Raw genomic sequence first — 22,080 nt, 5'->3', positions numbered from 1 at the left:
CCAGACGGCGGATACTCCCTCCGCCTTCATCCTCAAACCCTGAGCCCAGCGTGACGAGGGTGTGAGAAGGCGCGGCTATAGTTGCCCCATCTCGCTCCGGACCCTCCAGACGAGAAGAGGCGACGAAACGCGTTCTGTATCCGGGCACCTGGAACGCGCCGAGCCAGTGGTGCGACCGGCTTTTCCACGCTGTTTCTGTCTCAGGCAGGCCAGCGATAACTGTCCAGACCCTGCGTCTGGCAAGGAGTTTCCCCATGCGTAAATTTTCTGTGCTGGCCCTGACCACCCTGCTGCTGCTGCCCTCTGCCCTGGCCGAGACCTCGACCGGCGACACCTACGACCGCGCCTCCATGACGGTCACCGCCAGCGGCGCCTACGGCGAGGCCGTGAACTTTGAGGTGCCCGACACAGCCCTGAATCTGGACGCCTCGGCCTTGCGGCCTGGAGCCACCTACACCATCAGCGTGCCAGTCACCAACACGACCGACCGGCCCATCGTGGTCACCGGCACTTCGGCGGTCACGGGCAGTTACCAGGGCAACGTGATCGTGACGGCCGTCACGGGCAGCCTGACCCTGGCCCCCGGCGGCACGGGCGAACTGCAGTACACCATCGGCCTGCCCAGCGACGCCGCCATTTCGGCGACGGCGGGCAAGACCGTCACCGTGACTTTCAGCCTGGAAGGCACGAGCGACTACAGCTGAGGGGCGGGCGCGCCGGGACCAGAGCCGCCCGGCGCGCCACCTCATCCGGGCTCCGGTTGACTCGTTGGCAACGACGACTCTATCCGACCACAGAGAGAAAGACGGGTTCCGGGCGTGGAGGTTGCATATCGGTGCTGTTGCGATGTGGTGGCGTTCTAGCCGGAAGCCGTAAGGGAAGCCATGAAACGATTCCTCCTGGTTCTTTGCTGTCTGGGCGGCGCGCAGGCACAGTTCTCGGCGCCGCCCGTGGGCATTACGGTCAAAGAAGGCGCCGCCCCCAAACTGGAGGTGGCGCGCACGCTTGGGGTGCAGCCGGCGGCGCTGGCCCTGCGGCTGGCCCCCGGCCACAGCGCCGGCATGCTGACCTTTTCGGTCCTGAGCCCCGTGAATGCCGAGGTGCGCGTGCGCGCCAGTGACGCCCGCCTGACACCGCGCCAGGCGGGCGACGAGCGCCTGATCCTGAGTGCCAACACCCTGCAAAGCGTGACCCTGCTGGCAACGGCCCCGCATTCAGGCGTGCTGTCGTTTCTGAACAGTGAAGGGCAACTGGTGGCTTCGGCCCCGTACACGGTGGCGGCGGCCAAAACGGTAAACCAGTCGCTGTCTCTCAATTACTCGCCCTCATCCAGCCGCGCCAGCATGAATTATGGAATCAGTGGCGTGCCCCAGTCACCGCTGGACCTGCGCTGGAACGCCTCGGTGAACCTCAGCGTGGACACGAAGACGGGGCAGGTCGGCGGCGGCGTGGGCGTCAATATGTCGTGGTAGGGGCGCGCCCCTGGGGGTGACACAGACGGCCGCTTCAAGACAGAAAAGAAGGGCGCCGGTTGCGCCTCTGTCTCGCGGCTGTCCGTCGTTTCTCCTACTCACTCTGCTCGACTTTCACCAGGGAGAAGGCCCGGTTCTACCGGAGCCCGTAAGACAGACGCGGTAGGCTGGGCGCATGCGCCTGTGGCCTGCCGCTCTTGTTCTGGCTTCTGCGGCCCTGGCCGCGCCCCTGACGGCGTATGGCAACGCCCGCTTTGGCTACCTTGTGGCCGCGCCGGCGGGCCTACAGGCCCAGCGCTCACCCGACAACGGCGACGGCCAGAGCTGGCAAAGTGCCGACGGGCAGGTGAAGGTCAGCGTCTGGGGCAGCCACGCGCCGGGCGTGCTGAATCAGGCCACCCCGGCCGCCTGGATGGCCCACTCAGCGCAGGGCTGGCGGGAGCAGGGTGCGCGCCTGACCTACCGCCGGCTGCTGCCCGGCGCGTTTGTCCTGAGCGGCTTTCAGAAAGACGGGCGCATCTTCTATCAGAAAGTGCTGGTCAGGAACGGGGAAGAGGCGGCGGTGCTGGTGGTCTATCCGGTCGCGCGGCGGGCTGTCTGGGACAGGCTGGCCGCGCAGGTGGCCAGCACGCTGCGCTGGGGTCAGTAGGTCACGGTTTCCAACCGGGCGGGCGCAGCAGGTAGTTCAGGCGCTCGCGCCAGCCGCGTGCGTGCCGAACGTCACGCCACAGGGCTGCAAATTCATGGAAGGCCACGCCGACAGGATTGTGGGTGTGAATGTTCTGCACCAGCCCGTAGCGCACCCGCTCGGTTTCAGGCTGAAAGGTGCCCAGCAGGCGGTCCCAGAGCATCAGGATGCCCGCGTAATTTTTATCCAGATACACGTCGTTGCTGCCGTGGTGGGCGCGGTGGTGGCTGGGGGTGTTGAACACGTACTCGATCAGGCGGGGCAGGCGCCCCACGCGCTCGGTATGAACGAAAAACTGGTACAGCAGGTTCCACGACTGGGCCAGCAAGATCATCCACGGCTCGAAGCCCAGCAGGGCCAGCGGCAGCCAGAAGGGCAGCGCGGTCATCGGCACCCAGGTCTGGCGCAGCGCCGTGGAGAGGTTGTAATGCTGGCTGGAATGGTGAACGACGTGGCTGGCCCAGAACAGGCGCACCTCGTGGCTGATGCGGTGAAACCAGTAGTAGGCAAAGTCGTCCAGAAAGAACAGCAGGACCCACACCCACCAGGCGCCCGGCGGCAGCCGCAGCGGGGTCAGTTCGTACAGCGCGGCGTAGATGGTCACCACCACACCCTTCCAGACCACGTTGATAAGCAGATTGCCCACGCCCATGCTCAGGCTGGTGGCAGTGTCGCGCAGAGCGTAGCCCTTCTTGGGGTCGGCGCTGTCCCCATCATGGTCGTCCCGCAGAAAATAGTAGGCGGCCCACTCGATCAGCAGTGACAGCACGAAGATGGGCACGGCCTTTTGCAGCAGGTCAACCACGGGCCGCCTCCTGCCACAGCGCCACGCTATCCAGCGCGGTGGTCAGGGCCACCTGGCGCGCGGCGGCTGGCCCCAGTGCCAGCGCGGCGTGCAGGGCGCGGTAGTGGTCTCGGGCGCGCTCGCGGGCGGCGGGGGCAGCAAAGTACAGCGGCCCGGCCCGCCCGTAGACCTCATGAAAGGCGCCCAGCAGCAGCGGCGCCAGGGGATTGCCGCTGCCCTCGGCGGCCAGGTGCTGCACCGTCCAGTCAAAGGCGGTGAAGTCCTCGGGGGCTTCGGTGGTGGGTGGAGCGGCCAGGTGGGCCTGCAAGCGGGCCGGGTCGTGCACAGCGGCCATCCAGTGCGGCAGCAGCGCGGCGCGCAGGTCCAGCAGGTGCGGCACCAGGCTGCCCAGGTCGCCCGTGCGCGACAGGTGGGCCAGGACCCGCAGCCCCCCTTCTTCCGGGTGCCGCACGCGGGTGGGTTTTCCTTGGCGAATCTCCAGCAGGCCGTCTCTGGCCAGGCGCTGAAGGGCTTCGCGCAGGGTCGGGCGGGTGACACCCAGGCTGGCGGCCAGTTCGCGCTCGGCGGGCAGCAGGCTGCCGGGTGGGTAGGTGCCGTCCAGCAGGCGCGACAGCAGCGTGTCTTCAGCGTGCAGGGCGGGGCGCAGGGGCAGGGTCATGGGTGGGCCTCCGGAGGATTAAGCAGAGTGGTCAGTGGTCTGACCAGTTTGGGCTGACCTCTGCGGCCTGTCAAGCGGGGTGGGGCCAGTGAGATGAATGGCGTCTACCTTGCTGACCGGGCGGGAGAGCGCGAATGACTCAACTCCACGCCTGGCGCCCGCTGTCCTCCTGCTCGCTGCTCTGCGCACCTCTCCGGGCGTGCTGCGCCGTTTTGGGAGTCCGCTCGGGTTTCACGGGTGGTGCAACCGGTTGCACCGGTGTCCGTATTACACTCGCCGCGTGACGATTCCCGACTCTGCCCTGCACGCCGCAGCCCAGACCTACGGCACGCCCCTGTACGTCTACGACGCCGCCGAACTGGACGCCGCTCTGGCCCGCGTGCGGGCGGCGTTCGGCAGCGCGCAGGTGTATTACGCCATGAAGGCCAACCCCAACCTGAGCCTGCTGCGCCGCCTGCACGCCTCGGGTGTGGGCTTCGAGTGCGTCAGCGCCGGAGAACTGGCCCGCGCCGCCCATGCCGGCGCAGGAGGCGAGCAGGTGCTGGTTAACGGTCCGGCCAAAACGGCCCTGGAATACGCCGAGGGCGGGCGGCTGGGCGCCACTTTCATTCTGGACCGGGAAGAGGAGGTGGGGCTGCTGCCCCCCGCCTCACGGGCGCTGGTGCGGGTTAACCCGGCCCTGAAGGTCAGCACGCACGACCACCTGGCCACCGGGGCCGCCAGCAGCAAGTTCGGGGTGACTCTCGACCAGGCGCCGCGCGTCCTCCAGGCCCTGCGGGACGCCGGGCACGAGGCCCTGGGGCTCCACGTGCATATCGGCAGCGCGATTCGGGACGCTGGGGACTTCACGGCCGCCTTCGCGCGCCTGAGCGCCCTGCGCCCGCACACGGGGCAACTGGCAGTGCTGGATGCTGGGGGCGGCTGGAGCCTGGACGCCGATCTACACGGCATCGCCCGCGCCGCCCACGAAGCCGCCGCCGCTTTTGGCGCCCAGCTGTGGGTGGAACCGGGGCGCTACCTGGTGGCAGGGGCCGGCACGCTGCTGACCCGCGTGGTGGGCACCAAGGTCACGGGCCGCCCCTTTGCCCTGGTGGACGCCGGCATGACTGAACTGCTGCGCCCCATGCTGTACGGCGCGCAGCATCCGGTTCGGCCCCTGTGGTCGCGCCCCGGCACCGGCCCCTGGGACCTAGCTGGCCCCGCCTGTGAAAGCGGCGATCTGCTGGCGCGGGGCGTGCCGCTGCCGGCGCCGCAGCCTGGCGACCTCCTGGCCATTGACGAGGCCGGCGCCTACGGCGCGGCCATGAGCAGCACCTACCTGACCCGCCCGCGCCCCGCCGAGGTGCTGTACGAGGCCGGCGCGTGGACGGTGATTCGCGGGCGCGAGACGCCGCAGGACATCTGGCGGTTGGAAGAAAGCCTAGCATGAGGCTTTTTTCACGGCTGACAGGGGCTTTTTGGCCTGCTTCGCGCTAGGCTTGGCGGGTCATGATCGTCAAAGAGCTGGAACCGCAGCAGTTCACTGATCCCCTGCGCCGGGCAGGTTATGAGGCCGAGCGGCAGATGGCCTTTTACCTGAAAAGGGCTTTTGGTGAAGACCCGCGCAAATTCGTTTTTCATAATCTGCGTCTGGAGCGAAAAGGCGAGGTCGCGCAACTGGACCATCTCGTGCTGCACCGGTACGGCCTGGTGGTGGTCGAAAGCAAGAGTGTGGCGGGCCAGGTCAGCATCAACGAGCAGGGGGAATGGACCCGCTGGTGGAACCGCCAGGGGCGCGGTATGGCCTCGCCGGTCTTGCAGGCGCGGCGGCAACTTGATTTACTCCTGGCCCTGCTGGCTGACCACACCACAGACCTGATGGACCGCTCTTTGCTGGGCCTCAAACAGCGGACCTTTTCGGGTGTCAGGCGGGACGTGCTGGTGGCTATTTCCGATGGGGGCCGCATTACCCGCAAGCGGGACGTGCCCGAACTGGTCAAGGCCGACCAGATCCCAGACCGCGTTAAGAGCCTTATTGAACGGGAGGCTGAAAAAACTTTCGGCACCTTCGGCCTGACCGAAGCAGAGCTGACGCGCATACAGGCGTTTCTGCGTGCCCAGCACACCCCGGCTGAGGCTGCTCCCGAGCCGCCGCAGCGCCCTGCCGCTAGCGCGCCGGTGCGCACTTCGCAGGAGAGGCAGGCGCAGGCCCGCCCGCAGCCCCCGGTGAGGTGCCGCGACTGTCACTCCACCCACCTCAGCGTGCAGTACGGCAAATACGGTTACTACCTGAAGTGCGGCGACTGCTCGGGCAATACGCCCGCCAAACCGGTCTGTGCCGAGTGCGGTCAGCCAGCCCGTCTCAGCAAGGCGGGGCTACAGTTCACGGCCACCTGTTCTGGCGGGCACCGCTGGTCTTACTGGACAAACCCCGGCTGATCCGGACGCCGATTGAACCGAGCAGCATGCTGGGTGGAATCCGAGCGGACTTGGAAAGCGGCGCAGCAGACTTGAAAAGCGCCGCAGGAGAGCGAGAAGGAACAGCTGTGGATTGCGTGATATAGAAGCGCAGACGGTGCCTGTCTTTGCTGTGCTGCAATGAAGCGGCATCCGCATGAGGGCGTTGCTCGGCGGCCCGACTGGTGTAGGTAGGAGGCCGTGGCGTACCATAGCCCGGTGCAGCTGTGCGCCTGACCCAGGCTTTCTGCTCTAGGTTCAGCCGCCACGGTGCCATACCAAAAGGGGACAGGGTGAAGTGACCCTGTCCCCAGCAGTGTCTTCCGCCAGCCGCGTCCCCTGTGTTAGAAGCTGCCGCTGCCGCCCACGCGCACAGCCTGGTAGTACGCATAGGCCGCGCTGACGCAGGCTGGGCGGGCATACCAGCTCTTGGCCGCGCAGATGGTCTTCATGTTGGTGTGAAAGGCCTCATCGGTGGTTTTGCGGTTGGCGTCGGTGCGCTGGTACACCTTGAGGTTGCGGTAGCCGAAGTCATGGACGTTGCACGCCGGGCGGAAATCCTCGCGGTAGCCCAGGCCCAGGCCGTCGGGGGCGCTGCAGCCGTCGCGGCTCCAGTCCAGGCCGGTGTAGGGCGAGGACGTGCCCGCATAGGCGCTGTACTGGCCGTTGTAGTTGCTCACCGTGCCCCAGCCCACACGCTTGACATACGCCAGGCGGTCACTGGCGTAGTCCAGCCCCGTCAGGGCCGGCACAGCAGGCAGGCTCAGCGCCGTAGGCCGCTCGCCGTAGGCTTCTTGCAGGGACTTCAGCAGCTCGGGGTCATTGCTGTAGCGCGCCAGAATCGCCTGGCTGTCGGCGTCCTGCAGTTCGGGGCGGGCGGCGTAGGCGCTGACCTCACTGCCGGTAGCCGCCGTCTGGGGTGCGGTCTGACCACAGGCGGCAAGAAGGGCAGAAAGGATGACGGCGGGAACCAGGGTTCGGCGCATAAGGACTCCTTGTCGAGCAGGCTTTGAATTGTGGTGCGTCTTTAATTCTATAAACGTTTGTCAGGTGGATGTCTAGAATGGGAGTCTAAAAAGTCACAGCCGCGCAGGCGGGGCCACTGCTGCGGGAGGGACTGGGCGCGGCGGGTATCATGCAGGGCGATGACCGTTCCGCCCGTGACTGCGCCTGCCGACACCACCCGCGCCCGTATCCAGCAGGAAGCCGCGCGGCTGTTTGTGCAGAGCGGTTACCACGGGGTCAGCATGCGTGAGGTCGCCGAGGCGGTGGGCGTGACCAAGCCGGCCCTGTACCACCACTACGCCGATAAGGAAGCGCTGTTCCTGGCCATGCTGGACGGCACGCTGGCGGGCCTGAGCCGCCTGGTGGCTTCGGCCGAGGCGCAGGTGGGCATCCGCCTACAACTGGACACCCTGGTTCACGAACTGCTGGCCACCGCCCCCGAGCAGCGCGTGGGCCTGCAACTGGCCGGTGAACTGCGCCACGTCTCGCCGGAGCGCCGCGCAGCCTTTGAACAGGCTTACCGCCGGGTCTGGGTGGGCGGCCTGAGCGCCCTCTTTGAAGCTGCTTCGGCGCGCGGCGAGCTACGCGGTGATATCGCGCCCGCCACACTGGCCCGCGCCTTTCTCGCCCTGACCTACCCGCTGGTCACAGGGGCGCCGGCCGCTGACCCCCAGGGCACAGCCCGCGCGCTGCTGGCCGTCTTTCTGGATGGCGCTGCTGCTCACGCCTGACGGCACCGGACCTGCCCCTCAGTCTAAAAGCCTCTTAAGCCAGTACACATGAACCCCCGGCGGTTAGCCCGCCACCATGAGGTCGGCGCGCCGCACGGGCGCGGTTTCGGTCTCTGACCCCAGCGGCATCCTCAGGCGTGCGTGGCAGCGTCTGTCTTTCCTCTGCGTTGGAGCCTGAACTGATGGAAACCCTGTTCGGTTGGATTTCCCAGCCGGAAGCCTGGTTGGCTTTCGGCACCCTGCTGCTGCTTGAAGTGGTGCTGGGCATCGACAACGTCATCTTTATCTCGATTCTGGCGGGCAAGTTGCCCCCCGAGCAGCAGCAACGGGCGCGCACCATCGGCCTGCTGGGCGCCATGGTGATGCGCCTGGGCCTGCTGTTCTCGATCACCTGGATTTACCGCCTGAAAGACGATCTCTTTTCGGTCTTTGGGCAGGGGTTCAGTGGCCGCGACCTGATCCTGATTTTCGGCGGCCTCTTTCTGCTGTACAAGGCCGTCAAGGAGATGCATGAGCAGCTTGAGGGTCCCGGCGCCCATGACGCGGGGCCGACGGCGGGCAAGGTCGCCGGGGCCAATTTTGCGGCCATCATCGGGCAGATCATGCTGCTGGACATCGTGTTCAGCCTGGACTCGGTGATTACGGCGGTGGGCATGGCTGACGACATCGGCGTGATGGTGGCGGCGGTGGTCGTGACGGTGATGATTATGCTGGTGGCGGCGCGGCCCATCGGTGACTTCGTGCAGGCCCATCCCACCGTCAAGATGCTGGCCCTGGCTTTTCTCCTCCTGATTGGCGTGAACCTGATTGCCGACGGTTTTGGCTTCAAGATTCCCAAGGGCTACACGTACTTTGCGATGGGCTTTGCCATTGCCGTCGAGATGCTGAACCTGCGGGCGCGCCGGGGCAAGCCTGTGCCTCTGCACGAAAGCGGCCGTCACCCAGACGCCTCGTAGGTGCAAAGACAGTAGCGATTTGGCAGTTGAGGAGGGCCGCCCAGCGTTCACCGGGCGGCCCATCTGCGGTGCCCCGGCGGCAGATGGGCTAGCATGGGCGCGCCTGAAGGAGGCCGACCCCTTGCCCGTCACCCGTCTGGAAATCTGCACCGAATACCTTGCCCCCGAAGACCGCGAAAACCTGCTGGACGCCGTGTGGACGGCTCTTCGCATCAGCCCTGGCATGGTGACAGCCGACGGAAACGTGGAACTGGTGCTGGCGCAGTGCGGCGCGGGCGTTCGTCCCGAGGACGCGCCGCTGGTGCGCGTGGGCGAGGTGGAATACCGCCAGGTGACCCCAGAGCGCCTCCTGACCCTGATGAAACGCTGGGTGCGGTAGGACTGGGCGTCGCCCACCCGCGTCAAACTGCTGCGGGGTGAAAGCTCCTCTGGGTGCTGGATGTAGGGAGTTTTGTCTATGCCTCCCACACCTCAGAACAGCCTTGGATTGCCCACGCCGGGCCTCTCAGACTGCTTTGTTGCCTGCTTGAACTGCTCTCAAGATGTTCAGGGTTACTCGGCATGAACCGTTGTGACCTGTCACAGGCCAGAGTTCATTGGAGGCGCCGTACTTACGTGGCCCGAAAGGGAAGCCCTCCTCATCTGGTAGACCGCTCCTTGCCGCCTATGCCCCCAGCCCGTCCTCTAAGCGGCGCTGGCAAATGCGGCCCAGGTGCTTCGCCTCGCTGGCCCGGCCGTGGTCCCCGACCAGGCTGACCAGCGCCTCGGCGGCGTCTTCTTGCAGGGGGTCCAGGTCCAGCACACGGCGGTAGGCGCGCGCGGCCAGTTCAGGGTCTGTCGCCCGCACCAGTTCGGCCAGGCGCAGGGCGCAGGCGACCACTTCCTCTTCTAATTCCAGCCGGTCCTCGTCGGCCCAGGCGCTGTCCAGGCGGGGCAGCAGGGGGCCCGTATAGGCGTCCAGGGCGCGCGTCAGCACCGCCGGGTCACAGCTGCAGCGCGCGGCGCGCACCGTCAGGGCGTCGGCCTGCACCTCGAAGGCGTCGGCCAGGGCGTACTGCCCGGCGCGAAATTCCAGGGGATTGAACCCCACCCCCGGCGCTTCACTCAGGGCCGCGCGCAGGCGGCGCACCGAGACCTTGATGTAATCAATGTGCCGCTGCTCGCTGCCGCCACCGGCCAGGGCGTCCACCAGTTGTTCGCGGGTGGCCGGGCCGTGCAGGGCCAGCCACGCCAGCAGCTCGGCCGATTTGCTGTGCGCGATCCGCACGGGGGCCCCGCCGATCTGCACCTGCACGCCGCCGCCCAGCACAGACAGTTGAAGTGGTAGCCGCTGGTGTTCCAGGGGGGTGGCCGGCGGGGCAGCGGCGCCGCCGGTCAGGGCCTCCAGCCCCGGCCAGTGGCCCGGCAGCCGCGCATACAGCGGGGTTAGGGCTGGCTGATCCAGCCGCAGGGCGGCGCAACTGCCCAGAAAGGTCAGCAGGTCGCCCAGGGCGGCCACCTCGTCGGCCGGGAGCGGCTGGTCGGTGGGGGCCAGGTGTAGCAGCCAGGCGCGGGCGCGCACCTGTTCTTCCAGGCCCAGGCGCGCGTCGGTTAGGGCCACGCGCAGATGCGCCTGGGCGGCGGCGTCGTCGCCGCGCAGCGCGGCAAACAGGCCTTCGTAAAAGCGGGCGGCGCCCTGGGTCCAGGTGCCGGGCTGTTCGTAGGCCCAGGACCGGGCCTGGGTCAGGTGCGCGCCGGCCTGGGCGCTGTCGCCCGCCCGCAGGGCCAGTTCAGCCAGCTTGTAGCCCAGTGCGGCCTGCACATAGCTGACGCCCTGCGCCTCGGCGGCGGCCAGGGCCTGGGCATACACGGCGCCGGCAGCCGCGTCGTCGCCGTTCCAGCGATGCAGGTCGGCCTGGGCCTCCAGCATCAGGCAGCCGTCCGGGGTGGGGTGGGTGCCTTCCAGGGTGAGGGCGGCTTGCAACTCATTCCACGCGTCTTGCAGGCGGCCATGCAGGCGGTAGAGGTAGGCCAAAGAGGCGTGCAGCCGGGTGCAGGCCTGCGGCAGCCCCGCGCGCTGGTAGGCGCGCACTCCCGCGCGAATCACGGCCTCGCGTTCGGCCAGGGGCGTGCGGGTAAAGGCGTGCAGGGCGTTCAGCAGGGCCAGCAGGTGCGCCCGCTCGCCGGGCTGCGCGGTGTCCAGGGCCAGGGCCAGGGCCTCGTGGGCGATGGGCAGGGCGTCCTGACTCCGGCCCAGCACATTCAGCGCGCTGGCCTGCACCCGCATCAGGCGTGTGCGGACGCGGTCGCTGGGCTGGGCACTCAGGCCATCTTCGGCCAGGGCCAGTTGCCGGGCACTGTCGCCCCGCCGCGAGGCCACCACGCTGAGCAGAAACAGCGCTTCAGCCCGCACCTCGGGGAGGCCGCGCAGGTCGCGCAGCAGCGCCTCGGCGCGCACCACCTCGCCAAAATGCAGCAGGCACAGGCAGAACTTGACGCGCAGTTCGGGGGTCAGGGCCGCGTAGGGCAGGCTGGCCAGCACTTCGCGCAGCAGGTCAAAGGCCCACTGCTCTTCCAGGGCCGGCGCGTAGGTTTGGGCAACCTGCACCGCCTGCGCGGGGTCGCCCGCTTGCAGGTACAGGCGGATGGCTTCCAGGGGGCGGTCATCCTGCGCGGCGCGCGCGGCGGCGCGGCGGCACAGGGCCGGGCGCGCGTCGGGACGGCGGTCCAGGCGCTGGCGCAGGGCGGCCAGCAGCAGGTCGTGGGGGCGGTAGGTGCCGTCGCCGTGTGCGCGCAGCAGCAGGCCCGTTCCCAGCAGGGTCTGGGCCCAGTCGCCGGGCGGCTCGGTGCCCAGCGCGCGGAATTCGGCGGCGGTCCAGACGGGCAGCACGGCGGCGGCGTCCAGCAGGTTGTCCAGGGGGGGCGGCAGCAAGGCCAGCAGGTCTTCCTGGTAGGCCTGCGGCGTCAGGGCGCTGCCCAGTTCGGCGCCTGCCGCACACAGGGCCAGCCCCAGCGGCCAGCGGTCATGAACTGCGCTCACCGCGCCCGGATGCTGCGCGCAGAACTGCGCGGCTTCCGCCGGGCTAAAGGCCAGTCGCTCGCTGTCCAGCAGGTGCAGCCCGCCGCCGGCCAGCACGCGGCCCAGGCGCAGCGGCCCCAGGTCAAAGCCGGCCAGCGCACTGCGGTGACCCTCGCCCAGCGCGCCCAGCAGGCTGCCCAGCCACGCACTGCCCGCTGCCCCCAGCGCCTCGGTCTGGTCCACAATCAGCAGGAGGTTGTGCGGCAGGTCGTTCAGGTCGCGGGCCAGGGCCTGGGCCAGCGGCTCGCTGGGTCCACCCGCTGCCAGTGCCCGGCGCAGCGCGTCGTCCCGGAAGCCGGGCAGAGCGGCGCATACCCGCGCCAGTTCCTGCGCCAGCCGCGCCGGGTCCGCCTCTTCTGGGGTCAGGGTCAGCCACACGGTGGCCTGCCCGTCTGCCTGCGCCGCGCGGGCCAGCTGACCCAGCAGCGTGGTCTTGCCGTAGCCCGCCGGAGCAATCAGGGCGGTGATGCGCCGGCTGGCCTGCGTGACCTCGGCCAGCAGCGCGGCGCGCGGCAGCTCACCGGGCAGCGGCGCTGGCACCTGCGCGCTGGCTGGGGCGTGGCGTGGAGACGGGGAAACGGTCATACGCGGTGGCCTCCGGTGGGCAGGGCAGGGGCGAGAGGGAAGGGCTGACCAGGACAACGGCAATAGGAGACGCAGAGAATCAGGAAGCCGCGCTGGCCAGGCCGCTGGGCCACCCCACGGCCCCCAGGGCACCCGGCTCCTGCACCTCGCAGCGCCACTGGCGGATGGTGTGCAGGCTGACGCGGGCCGGCAGGGCGCAGTCGTCGGGCAGGTCGGCCAGCGCCAGCCCCAGCGTCTGGAGCAGAGGCTCAAGCGGCGCGGGTGTGCCCCAGGTGCGGCGCAGGTCCTGAAGGGCAGCGTGCAACCGGGTGCGCTCGGGGGCCGCCAGGCGCGCGCGGTCCAGGCAGGCCGCGATGGTCTGGCAGGCCAGATCCAGGGCGAGGTCATACCGGCGCGGCGCCGTGGAGGCGGTCATGGGCAGAAGGGCCACCAGATGGGCGGCCACACCGGGTCAATCGTCTGGTCGCCTTCCATCTGGACCTGGGGCGGCGCGCTGGTGGCCTGGGCTGGGGGCTGAGCGAACATGAGGAGCAGGGCCAGCGTCGACAGCAGGGTGCGAATGATGTTCATGGTGTCTCCTTGTCCTGAAGTGAGTTCAGGTTAGGAAACCCCCTGGGAATACCCTGGGAAACTCTTGAGCGGAGCTTAGGCTGATCTTCATATTCCCAGTGAGGGGATGGGCTTGTGTGACTTCGGCAGCAAACCTCTAGAAGCGCACTGATGGCCTGGCCTGGGCGCCAGTTCCCAGGAACCGCCAACGCTGAGCAAGAGGTTGCTCTGTGGCGTTCCTTTGTCCCAGGGCCGAGACTCTGACAGCAGCTGTCAGTTTCAGCTCGAAGCCAACGGCACCCCTTCATTCCCCTTCTGCCTCTTTCAGGAAGGCCTGTCGTTTGCCCAGAGCGGCTGAGAAGTCTCCTCAGCCGCTCTGGCTTCCGCTGTGAGTGGTTTGACCCAACCTAGAACAGCCCTCGACTTCAACACCTTCAGCTCTACCGATGGAGACGCGGCTTCAGGGCAGAGGCAGGCCCAGACCGCGCAGGCGCCGCACCAGTGCTTCGGGGACATCTTCGTCCACCAGGGCGCGCAGCTGCCGGGCGTAGGTGCGGAACGCCGCCAGGGCGCCCTGCGGCTGACCCGGCAGCAGGGTCTCAATCAGGGTGAGGTTGATGTCCTCGGCGGCCGGTTCCAGCAGAGCGGCGCGGCGCAGCGCCCCCAGCGACTGCTCGCCGGGATGGGCGCGGGCAGCGTCCATCACCGCATCCAGCAGGGCCGCGCGCACCTCCTGACGCAGCCGCAGCGCCCACTCACCTTCGGCGCCGGGGAGCAGGTCACCGCTGTAGGCATCTAAGGCGGCAGTCAGGCCGTCCACGCCCCGCGCCGCTTCGGTCATCACGGTGCGGGCGTCCAGCGTGACCTGAAGGTCGGGGTGCAGGCGGTAGCGCTGGCCGTCGTAGGGCACGGGGTCAAAGGTCCAGCCGCCTGCCTGTGTCAGGGCGGCGCGCAGCCGCCGCACTGCCACCCGGAAATACTCGTGGTGCTTGCTTTGCCGCGAGCCGTCCCACAGGTCGTTCATGATCTCAGCGGAGCTGCCCGCGCCGTGCCAGGCCAGCCACACCAGCACCTCGGCGGATTTGGCCAGCGGGAGGCGCGCGGCCTGACCACTGGCCGTCACCTGGACCCGCCCCAGCGCCCGCACGTCCAGCTGGGGGTAGGCCAGCAGGGGTCCGGGTGTCGGCGGGGCCGCGTCCCCTGCCAGCACGGCCAGCGGGTGCCCTGGGTCCAGCGCGCTCAGGCTGGCGGCCAGAGGGGCCAGCGCCACCCGGTCCAGGGCCAGGAGGGCGCCGGCATTCAGGCCCAGCAGCCAGGCTCGGGCGTGCTGGGCATCGGCGGCGGTCAGGGGCCGCTGCCGGCGTTCAAGGTCCAGCAGATACAGCTGCGCCCGGACCGGCTGGGTGCGCCCCGGCTGCTGCGTGGCTTCCGTCAGGGCACTCTGGGCCAGTGCCCACTCGCCGCGTGTCCAGGCCCGCAGTCCGCTGGCAAAAGGCAGCAGCGCCGCCTGCCGCCCGCTGCCGCTCAGCAGGGCGGCGGCGTCCTGATAGGCGGCTTCAGCTTCGTCCGCCGCCCCCAGATTCAGCAGCACCTCGAACTGGGCCAGCCGCAGGAAGGGCCGCAGAACATCCAGGCGCAGCCGCCCGGCGGTGTCCAGCGCGGTGTCCAGTGTGGCCTGCGCGCCCTTCAGGTCACCAGCGGCGGCCTCCTGCTGGCTGCGGGTCAGCAGCAGCTGCGGCTCCATGACGGGGCTGCTGCGCCGGGCGACCTCCAGCGCTTCTGCAAGGTGCGTGTGCGCCTGGGCCTGCTCGCCGCGCAGCAGGGCCTCTTCAGCCAGGATGTTCAGCAGTGGCACGGCCCGCGCGCCCTGACGTTGCTCCTGCAAGAGGGCCGACGCCCGCGCGACAGCCTGCGCCCGCTCGGGCCACTGGCCCAGCATCTGGTGGGCGTACTGGCTCATGGTCAGGGCGGCGGCTTCGTCCAGCGGGGCGCCGCGCGCTCTGGCCTCGGCGGCGGCGGCCTCGCAGACGCGCAGGCCGTCGTGAACCTGCCCCAGCGAAATCAGGGCCACAGCCCGCTGCAGGGTCAGCGAGCGGGTCTGCTCGGGTGGAAACAGCGCCAGACCCAGTTCGGCCAGCCGCAGCTGCTCGGCAAATTCACCCCGGCGCGTGGCGAGCAGCGCCAGCGAGGTAAAGCCCAGTGCAGTTGTCTGACCCTCGGCGTGCAGGGCGCGCAGTTCAGTTTCTCCGGCCCCAGGCTGACCCGCTTCGATGCGGGCCACGGCGCGGTATTCGCGCAGCCACGCCGGCTCGTCTGGCAGACGCAGGCCTTCCAGAGTGGCGTGCATCAGCGAGAATTCGCCCCGGTCTTTCAGGCGCGGCAGCACCTGCGCCGCCAGTTCCAGGGTCAGGGTGTGGGCCTGTCCCAGCGTGGCGTGCCCCAGTGCGCCCAGGGGGTCGGTGGCCGCCAGGCGCCGCGCCTGGGCCGCGTGCAGCGCCTCAAACCGGGCGGGGTCGCGCCTCAACTGAGCTTCCAGGGTGCCTAGCAGCAGCCCATGCGGCCGGTACCAGCCGCGTCCCAGCGGCGTGACGGGCAGGCCCGCGCGGCGCACCGTGTCCAGCCAGCCGCCGGGCAACTGCAGACCCAGCTCGCGCACCAGATCGTCGTGCCATTCGCTCAGGACGCTGGCCTCGGGGAGCCCGCTGCGCAGGGCGCCCGGCAGCACATTCAGGGCCTCCCGCATCAGGTCGCTGGGGTCCAGGGTCGTGTGGGCGCCCCCGGCGGCCAGGGCCACCCCCGCCGGCCAGCCTTCCAGGGCGGCAACCACCGCCTGCGCTTCCTGGGCGGCCCCCCGCGCCTGCAGGAAGGCCTCGCTTTCCAGCGCGCTGAAGGCCAACTGTGCGGCGCCCAGCACCGTCGCCTGCCCGGCAGCGGTCCAGCGGGCCAGCGGCAGCGTGTCCATCGCCACGCCACTCAGAAAGACCCGCGTGCCCCGCAGCGGCTCCAGAAAGAGGGCCAGCAGTTGCCCGGTCAGGGGACTGAGCAGTTCGGTGCGGTCAATGTAGAGGCCCACGCCCGGCCAGTGGTCCAGCAGGTGCCCGGCCAGGGCGTCAGCGGCGCGCTCGGGGGCGGTGCCGGCGGCCAGTTCAGGCACTGGCCCCAGCCGCCGAACGGCGCGGGTCAGCGAGGCCACAAAGAATTCCACCTCGGAGTCGCTGGCACTCAGGCTCAGCCACAGGGCTTCCCGGCCCAGGGCGCGGGCGTGCTGGGCCAGCAGCGTGGTCTTGCCGTAGCCTGACGGCGCCAGCAGCGCGACCACCTCTGGGCCAGGCGCGGCCAGTGTGGTCAGCAGCGCCGAGCGCCCCAGTTCGGTCCGCAGAGGCCGGGGCACGACCACAGACGGATGAACGGGCGCTGAGGCAGTCATGGGAGCTTCCAGTATAGAGGGCCGCGTCAGCTCACTGACTGCCCGAGCAGCAAGGTGGAGGGGATGTTCTCTAGAGCGGTGCTCTGCCGCAAGCTGCTGGGTCAGCAGCACTCCGAATGATGTTGAGTCCTCAAGCGTGCTCGGGTGAGCAGACGCAGCTCATTCGAAGGTCTGATGGCTTCTCCTTGACTCAGCCGATCAGGGGCGCTCTATCTCAGCCGGTGTTCCGTACCCCCGCCGCAATGCCCTGAATGGTCAGCAGAAGCGGCCGCTCGAAGGCGTCCAGGCCGCCCTCCTGGCTGCGGCTGCGGCGCAGCAGCTCCACCTGAATGCGGTGGATAGGGTCAATGTAGGGATTGCGCAGGCTGATGCTTTCTTTCAGGCGGGGCTCGTTGGCCATGAGTTCCGCGCCCACCACCGCCGCGACCCCCTCGGCGGTGCGGGCGTAGGCAGTTTTAAGCTGCGCGGCTAATGGGTGTGCGCCCGCGCCGTCCAGCCGCAGGTATTCGTCGAAAATCAGGGGGTCACTCTTGGCCAGGCTCATCTGCGCGTTGTCCAGCACCGTGCGGAAAAAGGGCCAGGCGGCGTACATCTCGCGGGCGGTGTCCAGCCCAATGGCGTCTAACCCTTCCAGTAGCCCGTACCAGCCGGGGAGGTTGGCGCGGTTTTGTGTCCAGCTCATAACCCAGGGAATGGCGCGCAGGTTGCCCAGGGTGGGGGCGCCGGGGCGGCGCACCGGTCGGCTGGCGATGTTCAGGCGCGCGATCTCGTGGATAGGCGTCACGGCCTCAAAAAACGGCAGGAAGCCGGGGTCGTCCACCAGAGCGCGGTAAGCCCCGGCACTGGCGCGGGCGGCGCGGGTCATGGCATCGGTCCAGCTGGGGTTGAGGTCACTGCTCTGCCGCGCCGCCGAGAGTAGCAGGCCGTAGAGGGCCTGTTCCAGGTTGCGCCGCGCCAGCACCGGGTGGCTGTACTTATCGGCCAGCGCCTCGCCCTGTTCGGTGATGCGCAGGCCCGCGTCAATAGTGCCGGCCGGCTGGCCCAGAATGGCCCGGCTGGCGGGCCCGCCCCCGCGTCCAATGGAGGTGCCGCGCCCATGAAAAAAGCGCCAGCGCACGCCCGCCCGGCGGCAAACCTCGCTGATCTGGCGCTGGGCCTCGTGCAGTGCCCAGTTGGCGGCCAGAAATCCGGCGTCCTTGTTGGAGTCGCTGTAGCCCAGCATGATCTCCTGCACGTCACTGCCTAGAACCGTGCGGTATTCGGGGAGGCTCAGCAGTTCCCAGACCACCTGCGGAGCGCGTGTCAGATCGTCCAGGGTTTCGAACAGCGGCACGGGCAGAATCCGCAGGCCCACCTCTCGCGCCAGCAGTAGCGGTTCCAGCACGTCGCTGACGGACTCGGCCATGCTGATGACGTAACGGCCGAAGGCGCGCGGCCCAGCCTGGCGCACGGCATCCTGCACCTCGCGGATGGGGCCGATGGCGGTTTCCAGCGCCTCGGGTAGGGGTTCGCCTGCCGGCCACAGCGGCCGGCGAGACCGTAATTCGCGTGTCAGCAGTTCCTGCTTGGCGTGTTCGGGGAGGGCCAGATAGTCGGCCTCCACCCCCGAGGCGCGCAGCAATTCCGCCACCGCCGCCCCAGTTTGCGCCGAGTGCTCGCGGATGTCGAGGCTCACGAGGTGCTGCCCGAACACCCGCGCGGCGGTCAGCAGCGGCGTCAGCAGCTGTTCGGCGCTGCGGCGCTGGCCCTGGGCTCTGAGGCTGGCGTCCAGGGCTTCTAGGCGCGGCACCAGCGCCACCGTCTCACCCGCCTGCACGGCGTCAAAGAGGGCCTGTAACTCGGTGCGTGTGCCCTCCTGACCGTCCTCATCGGCTTGGCTGAGGTCGGCAAACGCCTGGCGGATCAGGCCCAGCAGCACCTCACGCGCCCTTTCGCGGTGCAGGGCCAGCGCTTCACGCGTCGCCTGCGGCGTCACGAACGGGTTGCCGTCGCGGTCCCCGCCCATCCACGAGGAAAAGCTGAGGGGCAGGGTCGCCGCCGTGTCGCGGCCGTAGACCTCGCGGAAAGCGCGCTGCAGGTCGCGCTGCAGCCCTGGCAGGGCCTCGGCGATGCTAGACACGTAGTTCAGGCCGCCCTTGACCTCGTCCAGCACGGTGGGCTTGAGGCGGCGCAGTTCGGGGGTGCGCCACAGGGCCTCCACATGGGCGGCGATCTGCTCGGCAGCCGTTCCCTCGGCGCCGCCCTCTGCCAGCCCCGGCAGCGCGCGGGCCACCTGTTCCAGATGCCGCCGCACGGTGCGCCGCCGCATCTCGGTGGGGTGGGCTGTAAAGGTCAGGCCCAGGTCCAGGCGGGCGAGCAGGGCCTCGACCTCCTCGGCGCTGAGCCCCTGGGTTCTGAGTTCCTGCATCGCCTGTTCCAGGCTCTGGGGCCTCACGCCCCCAGCGGCGCGGAGCACCCGCACCCGCTCGTATTCCTCGGCCAGATTGACCAGCTGGAAATACCAGGTAAAGGCGCGTGCCAGGTTGCCCGCGTCGGCACCTGACAGCTCGGCCAGCATGGCGCGCAGTTCGTGGTCGTCGCCGCCGGCACGCACCTCGCGCACCAGGGCGCGCGTGCGCTCGACCAGATTGAAAAACGCTTCGCCTTCTTGCTCTTTCAGCACTTGGCCCAGCATGCGGCCCAGCGTTTTGACATCGCTCCGAATACTCATAGGCGCCCTCCGGGCAGGGTGGGGCCAGGGGCCCGCACTTAGCCTTCTTCGATGTAACGGTACCGTTCAATCCCGGTGGCCCGGCCGCCCTCTATCTGGACAAACACCCCATTCAGTTCCGCGCGGCTGGCTTCGGCCACCCCAAAGCGGTGGGGCCGCTCGGTCAGGAAGCGCTGGATGGGACCGTCCCGCCCGCTGCCAATCACCGAGTCGTGCGGTCCAGTAAACCCGGCGTCGGTTTGGTACGCCGTGCCGCCCTTCAGGATGCGGGTGTCAGCGGTGGGGACGTGGGTGTGGGTGCCGATCACTGCGGCCACGCGCCCAGCCAGGTGCCAGCCCATCGCCTGTTTCTCGCTGGTGGCCTCGGCGTGAAAGTCCACGAAAACCGTGCCCAGGTCGTCCCGCTCCAGCAGGTCGTCCATAGCCAGAAAGGGGTTGCCGACCGCTTCCATAAAGACCCGGCCCAGCAGATTGACCACCGTGAGTTTCTCTAGCCCGGCCGCCGTCCTGACGTTGAAGGTGCGCCAGCCCACGCCGGGTGTACTGGGATCGCTGTAATTCAGGGGCCGAACGATGGGATAGGTGCCCTCGTCCTGCATCATCGTAAAGATGTCTTTGTGGTGCCAGGCGTGGTTGCCCAGCGTCAGGCAATTGGCCCCGGCTTTCAGTGCGGCGTCGGCGGCTTCACGGTGCAGCCCAAAGCCGCCCGCCGAGTTCTCCATATTCACGATGACAAAATCGGCCTGAGCCCGCAGCTGAGGCAGGTGGGCGCTCAGCACCCGCCGCCCCGGCTGACCGAACACGTCCCCTAAAAACAGCACACGCATGGAGCGTAGGGTAGCGCGGCAGGGACGAAGGTTGGCAAAGCCAGACAAAATTCACCATGCGAGTTGATATTTGTTTGGGCGACCGTTGTTCGAACTATTCGAATGATTTAAAAATACCTATTAAAATTTGCTAAGTTTTTATGATTGGAGCGTAAATTTTAAAAAATAAGTCATTTATACTCATTCAATTCACCAACGAATTCTCTCAACTCATCTTCTGACCCATCACCAACTATACTAATGAATTTGAATATAATAAGAGATGCTCTATGGAGCTTTTTGGGATCAAAGCCAATTTTGCGCATTTCTCTATATTGTACCCGTGAGAGATTGACTATTTCTCGAATAAGAGGAATATTTCGCTCATCTCTATTGATAAAATCTATCGCCTCGTCAATATATTTAACACGTTTAATTAAATCAACTAAATCTTTTAAGATTGTTTCAAGCTTAGTAAAAAATTCCTCATCGTTAACAGGTGTCCATGATGGATTAATATTAGGTAGCCACTCATCGGGGGGGTAATTTTCAGAGGAAAAACAGTAATAGCGTAATTGAATTATAAGTAAGAATTCTGGAGTATAAATTCCTTCAACAGGGAGCGTTAGATTATCCGGAGTAGTATTTATAAGTTCTTTCGGTAAGAGTAAATCATCTCTATTCATTTCAATCCTAAAAGCGTTTTGCCCTTTGCTGTAGGCATATATTGTTGATATCTTAGATCAACATCAATTAAGCCCATATCTGAGTATATATCGCCTATATTAATATTGGGCTGCCTTGCTCCGCTCTGATGGGCGATAATATGAGCATAGCGATATGGAGTAACCGGTCTTAATTTTCCTTCATCGAGAAGCAATTTATCCGTATCAAGCCCCTTGATTTTTAAGTCTACCACTAATCTTTCAAATAGGTCTCCCTTTTCCAAGAATTCAGTCATCAAACCGGGATGGATACTTAGTATCTTTGCCTCCTCGTGCTCATGTTTGACAAGCATTCTTAGATATTTTATTTCTATTTCCTTTAGTTCTTCTCCGTTCGTAACTCGCTGCCAGAGAATAGCGTCCTCCACATTAGGCTCAAATCTGGAAACCCTGATAATGCCGTCGTCCAGCCGTATGAGCTGATACCGCACCATCAGGTGTTGCTTGGCCAGAAGGACCTCTTCTTCCGGCATACCGACCAGCTTGGCAATTTTGGGTACGTCGTCTGTTCTCGTCCGAAGAGTTGGCCAGAAATCTTTTGCAGCGGGCCACTCGTTCCTTGGGAATTTTGCCAGTCGTGCATCTTGGCTGGCATCAGCAATGTAGCCCCCCAGGCGGCCAGCATTGACCTCGCCGGCCGCCCAGCGGTAACGGCCTCCGCTGCTCAGGCCCTGCACACTCTTTGATAAAGGCCCCAAGTTCTTCAGTCCTGCTGCGCCCGCTGCGGCGACTCCAGCGCCCATCATCAGAGCGTCAACCTGGGCCAGCACCACCTGCGCCTGCGCCGCTTCCGGACTTACGCTCGTCAGAGGCTGGCCGCCCATCGCCTGCGCATTGGAGACTCCGCGCTGCGTCTGACTGCTCAACAAGTTGCGGGTGGTCAGGGTCCCGGTCACAGCTAGTGCCGCTGCGCCCGCCAAGACAAACTCCGGCGCGAGCAGAGCAGCAATGGTAAAGCCTATTGACGCCAACGTCAGCCCGAGATCGGTCCACAGGTTTCTGACTGTCCAGCCAAGCCGTCACGGCCTGGCTCTTGGGTGACGCAGGGCCCGTCTGAATGCCTTCTTGCTGAGTCACCTGATACAGCAAAACGTCCATGTGCTGAATGGGCAAGTGGCCGCCTTGAAGCTTGGTGCGCAGGGCAACAATAGCCTGGCGGGCTTTGCCATATTCCGTGTTCAGCAGGCCGCCCAGTTTGGCGTTCGCTGCTGCAGTGTTGGGGGCTGCCGCCAGTCCAGGAGACCCAAGTTTCTTGGACAGCAGGGCCACCTCTGGATACTGGGCGTGCAGGTAGTCACGGGCATCTTCTATACGCGCCAACTGATCAAACTGGGTAAACAGCGGTTGGTACTTCTGCCGGAACTGCTGGAGTCTGGCTGCGTTGCCTTCAGCCGTGAGGGGCTGTGCAGGTGGGCGCACGCGGCTCCATTCCAGATAGATGGTTTGCAGCAGACCGTCTTGTTGGTCGC

Annotated in this window: 20 protein-coding genes and 1 riboswitch; of the genes, 9 read left to right on the top strand and 11 right to left on the bottom strand. The window is 66.9% G+C overall.

The genetic code is table 11. The features are described from left to right. Nucleotides 1-106: 106 nt before the first annotated feature. Nucleotides 107-190: riboswitch (cyclic di-GMP riboswitch) on the top strand. 64 nt (nt 191-254) lie between these two features. The 3 genes from GO986_RS15285 (at nt 255) to GO986_RS15275 (ending at nt 2,121) form a co-directional block, all read left to right on the top strand. Then, nucleotides 255-704: a hypothetical protein gene (locus GO986_RS15285; RefSeq protein ID WP_157460175.1), complete on the top strand. Its 450-nt coding sequence runs from the start codon at nt 255-257 to the stop codon at nt 702-704. Nucleotides 705-884: 180 nt separating this feature from the next. Continuing rightward, complete coding sequence (locus GO986_RS15280; RefSeq protein WP_157460174.1) at nt 885-1,472, top strand: hypothetical protein; 588 nt, start codon at nt 885-887, stop codon at nt 1,470-1,472. A 175-nt stretch (nt 1,473-1,647) separates the two neighbouring features. Continuing rightward, on the top strand, nt 1,648-2,121 hold the full coding sequence (locus GO986_RS15275) for a hypothetical protein (protein WP_157460173.1): 474 nt from the start codon (nt 1,648-1,650) through the stop codon (nt 2,119-2,121). Nucleotide 2,122: 1 nt separating this feature from the next. On the opposite strand, the gene GO986_RS15270 is transcribed toward GO986_RS15275, so the two are convergent. Further along, the gene (locus GO986_RS15270; RefSeq protein ID WP_198170706.1) at nt 2,123-2,965 is read right to left on the bottom strand and encodes a sterol desaturase family protein; all 843 of its coding nucleotides are present in this window, start codon (nt 2,963-2,965) and stop codon (nt 2,123-2,125) included. Further along, on the bottom strand, nt 2,958-3,623 hold the full coding sequence (locus GO986_RS15265; protein ID WP_157460172.1) for a GntR family transcriptional regulator: 666 nt from the start codon (nt 3,621-3,623) through the stop codon (nt 2,958-2,960). Before GO986_RS15265 ends, GO986_RS15270 begins: the two co-directional genes overlap by 8 nt. A 280-nt stretch (nt 3,624-3,903) precedes the next feature. On the opposite strand from GO986_RS15265, the gene lysA reads away from it, so the two are divergent. Together lysA and GO986_RS15255 are read left to right on the top strand one after the other, a co-directional pair. Continuing rightward, a complete protein-coding gene (lysA, locus tag GO986_RS15260) occupies nt 3,904-5,052 on the top strand; it encodes a diaminopimelate decarboxylase (protein WP_369409404.1) in 1,149 nt (382 codons plus the stop codon). A 59-nt stretch (nt 5,053-5,111) separates the two neighbouring features. After that, nucleotides 5,112-6,041 carry a nuclease-related domain-containing protein gene (locus GO986_RS15255; protein WP_157460170.1) on the top strand — a complete coding sequence of 310 codons (930 nt, stop codon included), beginning with the start codon at nt 5,112-5,114 and terminating at the stop codon, nt 6,039-6,041. 362 nt (nt 6,042-6,403) lie between these two features. On the opposite strand, the gene GO986_RS15250 is transcribed toward GO986_RS15255, so the two are convergent. Further along, a complete protein-coding gene (locus GO986_RS15250) occupies nt 6,404-7,045 on the bottom strand; it encodes a phospholipase A2 (protein ID WP_157460169.1) in 642 nt (213 codons plus the stop codon). A gap of 159 nt (nt 7,046-7,204) precedes the next feature. Between GO986_RS15250 and GO986_RS15245 the strand changes: the two genes are divergently transcribed. From GO986_RS15245 to GO986_RS15235, 3 genes are all read left to right on the top strand, one after another. Further along, nucleotides 7,205-7,795, top strand: a complete 591-nt coding sequence (locus tag GO986_RS15245; protein WP_157460168.1) for a TetR/AcrR family transcriptional regulator — start codon at nt 7,205-7,207, stop codon at nt 7,793-7,795. Nucleotides 7,796-7,974: 179 nt separating this feature from the next. Further along, on the top strand, nt 7,975-8,751 hold the full coding sequence (locus GO986_RS15240) for a TerC family protein (RefSeq protein ID WP_157460209.1): 777 nt from the start codon (nt 7,975-7,977) through the stop codon (nt 8,749-8,751). Between the two features lie 121 nt (nt 8,752-8,872). Beyond that, a complete protein-coding gene (locus GO986_RS15235; protein WP_157460167.1) occupies nt 8,873-9,130 on the top strand; it encodes an NAD(P)H-dependent oxidoreductase subunit E in 258 nt (85 codons plus the stop codon). Nucleotides 9,131-9,415: 285 nt separating this feature from the next. Here the strand turns inward: GO986_RS15235 and GO986_RS15230 are convergent, their stop codons facing one another. The 8 genes from GO986_RS15230 to GO986_RS15195 form a co-directional block, all read right to left on the bottom strand. Beyond that, nucleotides 9,416-12,394, bottom strand: coding sequence for an AfsR/SARP family transcriptional regulator (locus GO986_RS15230; RefSeq protein ID WP_157460166.1), 2,979 nt, complete (start codon nt 12,392-12,394; stop codon nt 9,416-9,418). A 79-nt stretch (nt 12,395-12,473) separates the two neighbouring features. Beyond that, entirely contained in the window at nt 12,474-12,809 is a 336-nt protein-coding gene (locus GO986_RS15225; protein WP_157460165.1) for a hypothetical protein, read from the bottom strand. Further along, nucleotides 12,806-12,964, bottom strand: a complete 159-nt coding sequence (locus GO986_RS15220) for a hypothetical protein (RefSeq protein ID WP_157460164.1) — start codon at nt 12,962-12,964, stop codon at nt 12,806-12,808. Before GO986_RS15220 ends, GO986_RS15225 begins: the two co-directional genes overlap by 4 nt. Nucleotides 12,965-13,403: 439 nt before the next feature. Then, nucleotides 13,404-16,370 (bottom strand): AfsR/SARP family transcriptional regulator, encoded by a 2,967-nt coding sequence (locus GO986_RS15215; RefSeq protein WP_157460163.1) that lies wholly within the window; start codon nt 16,368-16,370, stop codon nt 13,404-13,406. Between the two features lie 214 nt (nt 16,371-16,584). Then, nucleotides 16,585-19,080 (bottom strand): phosphoenolpyruvate carboxylase, encoded by a 2,496-nt coding sequence (locus GO986_RS15210; RefSeq protein ID WP_157460162.1) that lies wholly within the window; start codon nt 19,078-19,080, stop codon nt 16,585-16,587. Between the two features lie 38 nt (nt 19,081-19,118). Continuing rightward, nucleotides 19,119-19,907, bottom strand: a complete 789-nt coding sequence (locus tag GO986_RS15205; RefSeq protein ID WP_157460161.1) for a TIGR00282 family metallophosphoesterase — start codon at nt 19,905-19,907, stop codon at nt 19,119-19,121. 170 nt (nt 19,908-20,077) lie between these two features. Next, nucleotides 20,078-20,572 carry a hypothetical protein gene (locus GO986_RS15200; protein WP_157460160.1) on the bottom strand — a complete coding sequence of 165 codons (495 nt, stop codon included), beginning with the start codon at nt 20,570-20,572 and terminating at the stop codon, nt 20,078-20,080. Beyond that, complete coding sequence (locus GO986_RS15195) at nt 20,569-21,507, bottom strand: hypothetical protein (RefSeq protein WP_157460159.1); 939 nt, start codon at nt 21,505-21,507, stop codon at nt 20,569-20,571. The genes GO986_RS15200 and GO986_RS15195 overlap by 4 nt, the downstream gene beginning before the upstream one ends. A 169-nt stretch (nt 21,508-21,676) precedes the next feature. Here GO986_RS15195 and GO986_RS15190 point away from each other — a divergent pair. Beyond that, the coding region (locus GO986_RS15190; protein ID WP_157460158.1) for a hypothetical protein at nt 21,677-22,080 on the top strand (404 nt) is incomplete at its 3' end.

The sequence above is a fragment of the Deinococcus arboris genome (genome assembly GCF_009755355.1).
Classification (GTDB): Bacteria; Deinococcota; Deinococci; order Deinococcales; family Deinococcaceae; genus Deinococcus; species Deinococcus betulae.
Note: the sequence above shows the minus strand (reverse complement) of the source record. Positions and strands in the feature narration are given on the sequence as shown.

Coding starts and splice junctions, on each gene's coding strand:
- GO986_RS15285 (WP_157460175.1), top strand. CDS start 255: ATGCGTAAATTTTCTGTGCTGGCCCTGACCACCCTGCTGCTGCTGCCC.
- GO986_RS15280 (WP_157460174.1), top strand. CDS start 885: ATGAAACGATTCCTCCTGGTTCTTTGCTGTCTGGGCGGCGCGCAGGCA.
- GO986_RS15275 (WP_157460173.1), top strand. CDS start 1,648: ATGCGCCTGTGGCCTGCCGCTCTTGTTCTGGCTTCTGCGGCCCTGGCC.
- GO986_RS15265 (WP_157460172.1), bottom strand. CDS start 3,623: ATGACCCTGCCCCTGCGCCCCGCCCTGCACGCTGAAGACACGCTGCTG.
- GO986_RS15255 (WP_157460170.1), top strand. CDS start 5,112: ATGATCGTCAAAGAGCTGGAACCGCAGCAGTTCACTGATCCCCTGCGC.
- GO986_RS15250 (WP_157460169.1), bottom strand. CDS start 7,045: ATGCGCCGAACCCTGGTTCCCGCCGTCATCCTTTCTGCCCTTCTTGCC.
- GO986_RS15245 (WP_157460168.1), top strand. CDS start 7,205: ATGACCGTTCCGCCCGTGACTGCGCCTGCCGACACCACCCGCGCCCGT.
- GO986_RS15230 (WP_157460166.1), bottom strand. CDS start 12,394: ATGACCGTTTCCCCGTCTCCACGCCACGCCCCAGCCAGCGCGCAGGTG.
- GO986_RS15225 (WP_157460165.1), bottom strand. CDS start 12,809: ATGACCGCCTCCACGGCGCCGCGCCGGTATGACCTCGCCCTGGATCTG.
- GO986_RS15220 (WP_157460164.1), bottom strand. CDS start 12,964: ATGAACATCATTCGCACCCTGCTGTCGACGCTGGCCCTGCTCCTCATG.
- GO986_RS15215 (WP_157460163.1), bottom strand. CDS start 16,370: ATGACTGCCTCAGCGCCCGTTCATCCGTCTGTGGTCGTGCCCCGGCCT.
- GO986_RS15210 (WP_157460162.1), bottom strand. CDS start 19,080: ATGAGTATTCGGAGCGATGTCAAAACGCTGGGCCGCATGCTGGGCCAA.
- GO986_RS15205 (WP_157460161.1), bottom strand. CDS start 19,907: ATGCGTGTGCTGTTTTTAGGGGACGTGTTCGGTCAGCCGGGGCGGCGG.
- GO986_RS15200 (WP_157460160.1), bottom strand. CDS start 20,572: ATGAATAGAGATGATTTACTCTTACCGAAAGAACTTATAAATACTACT.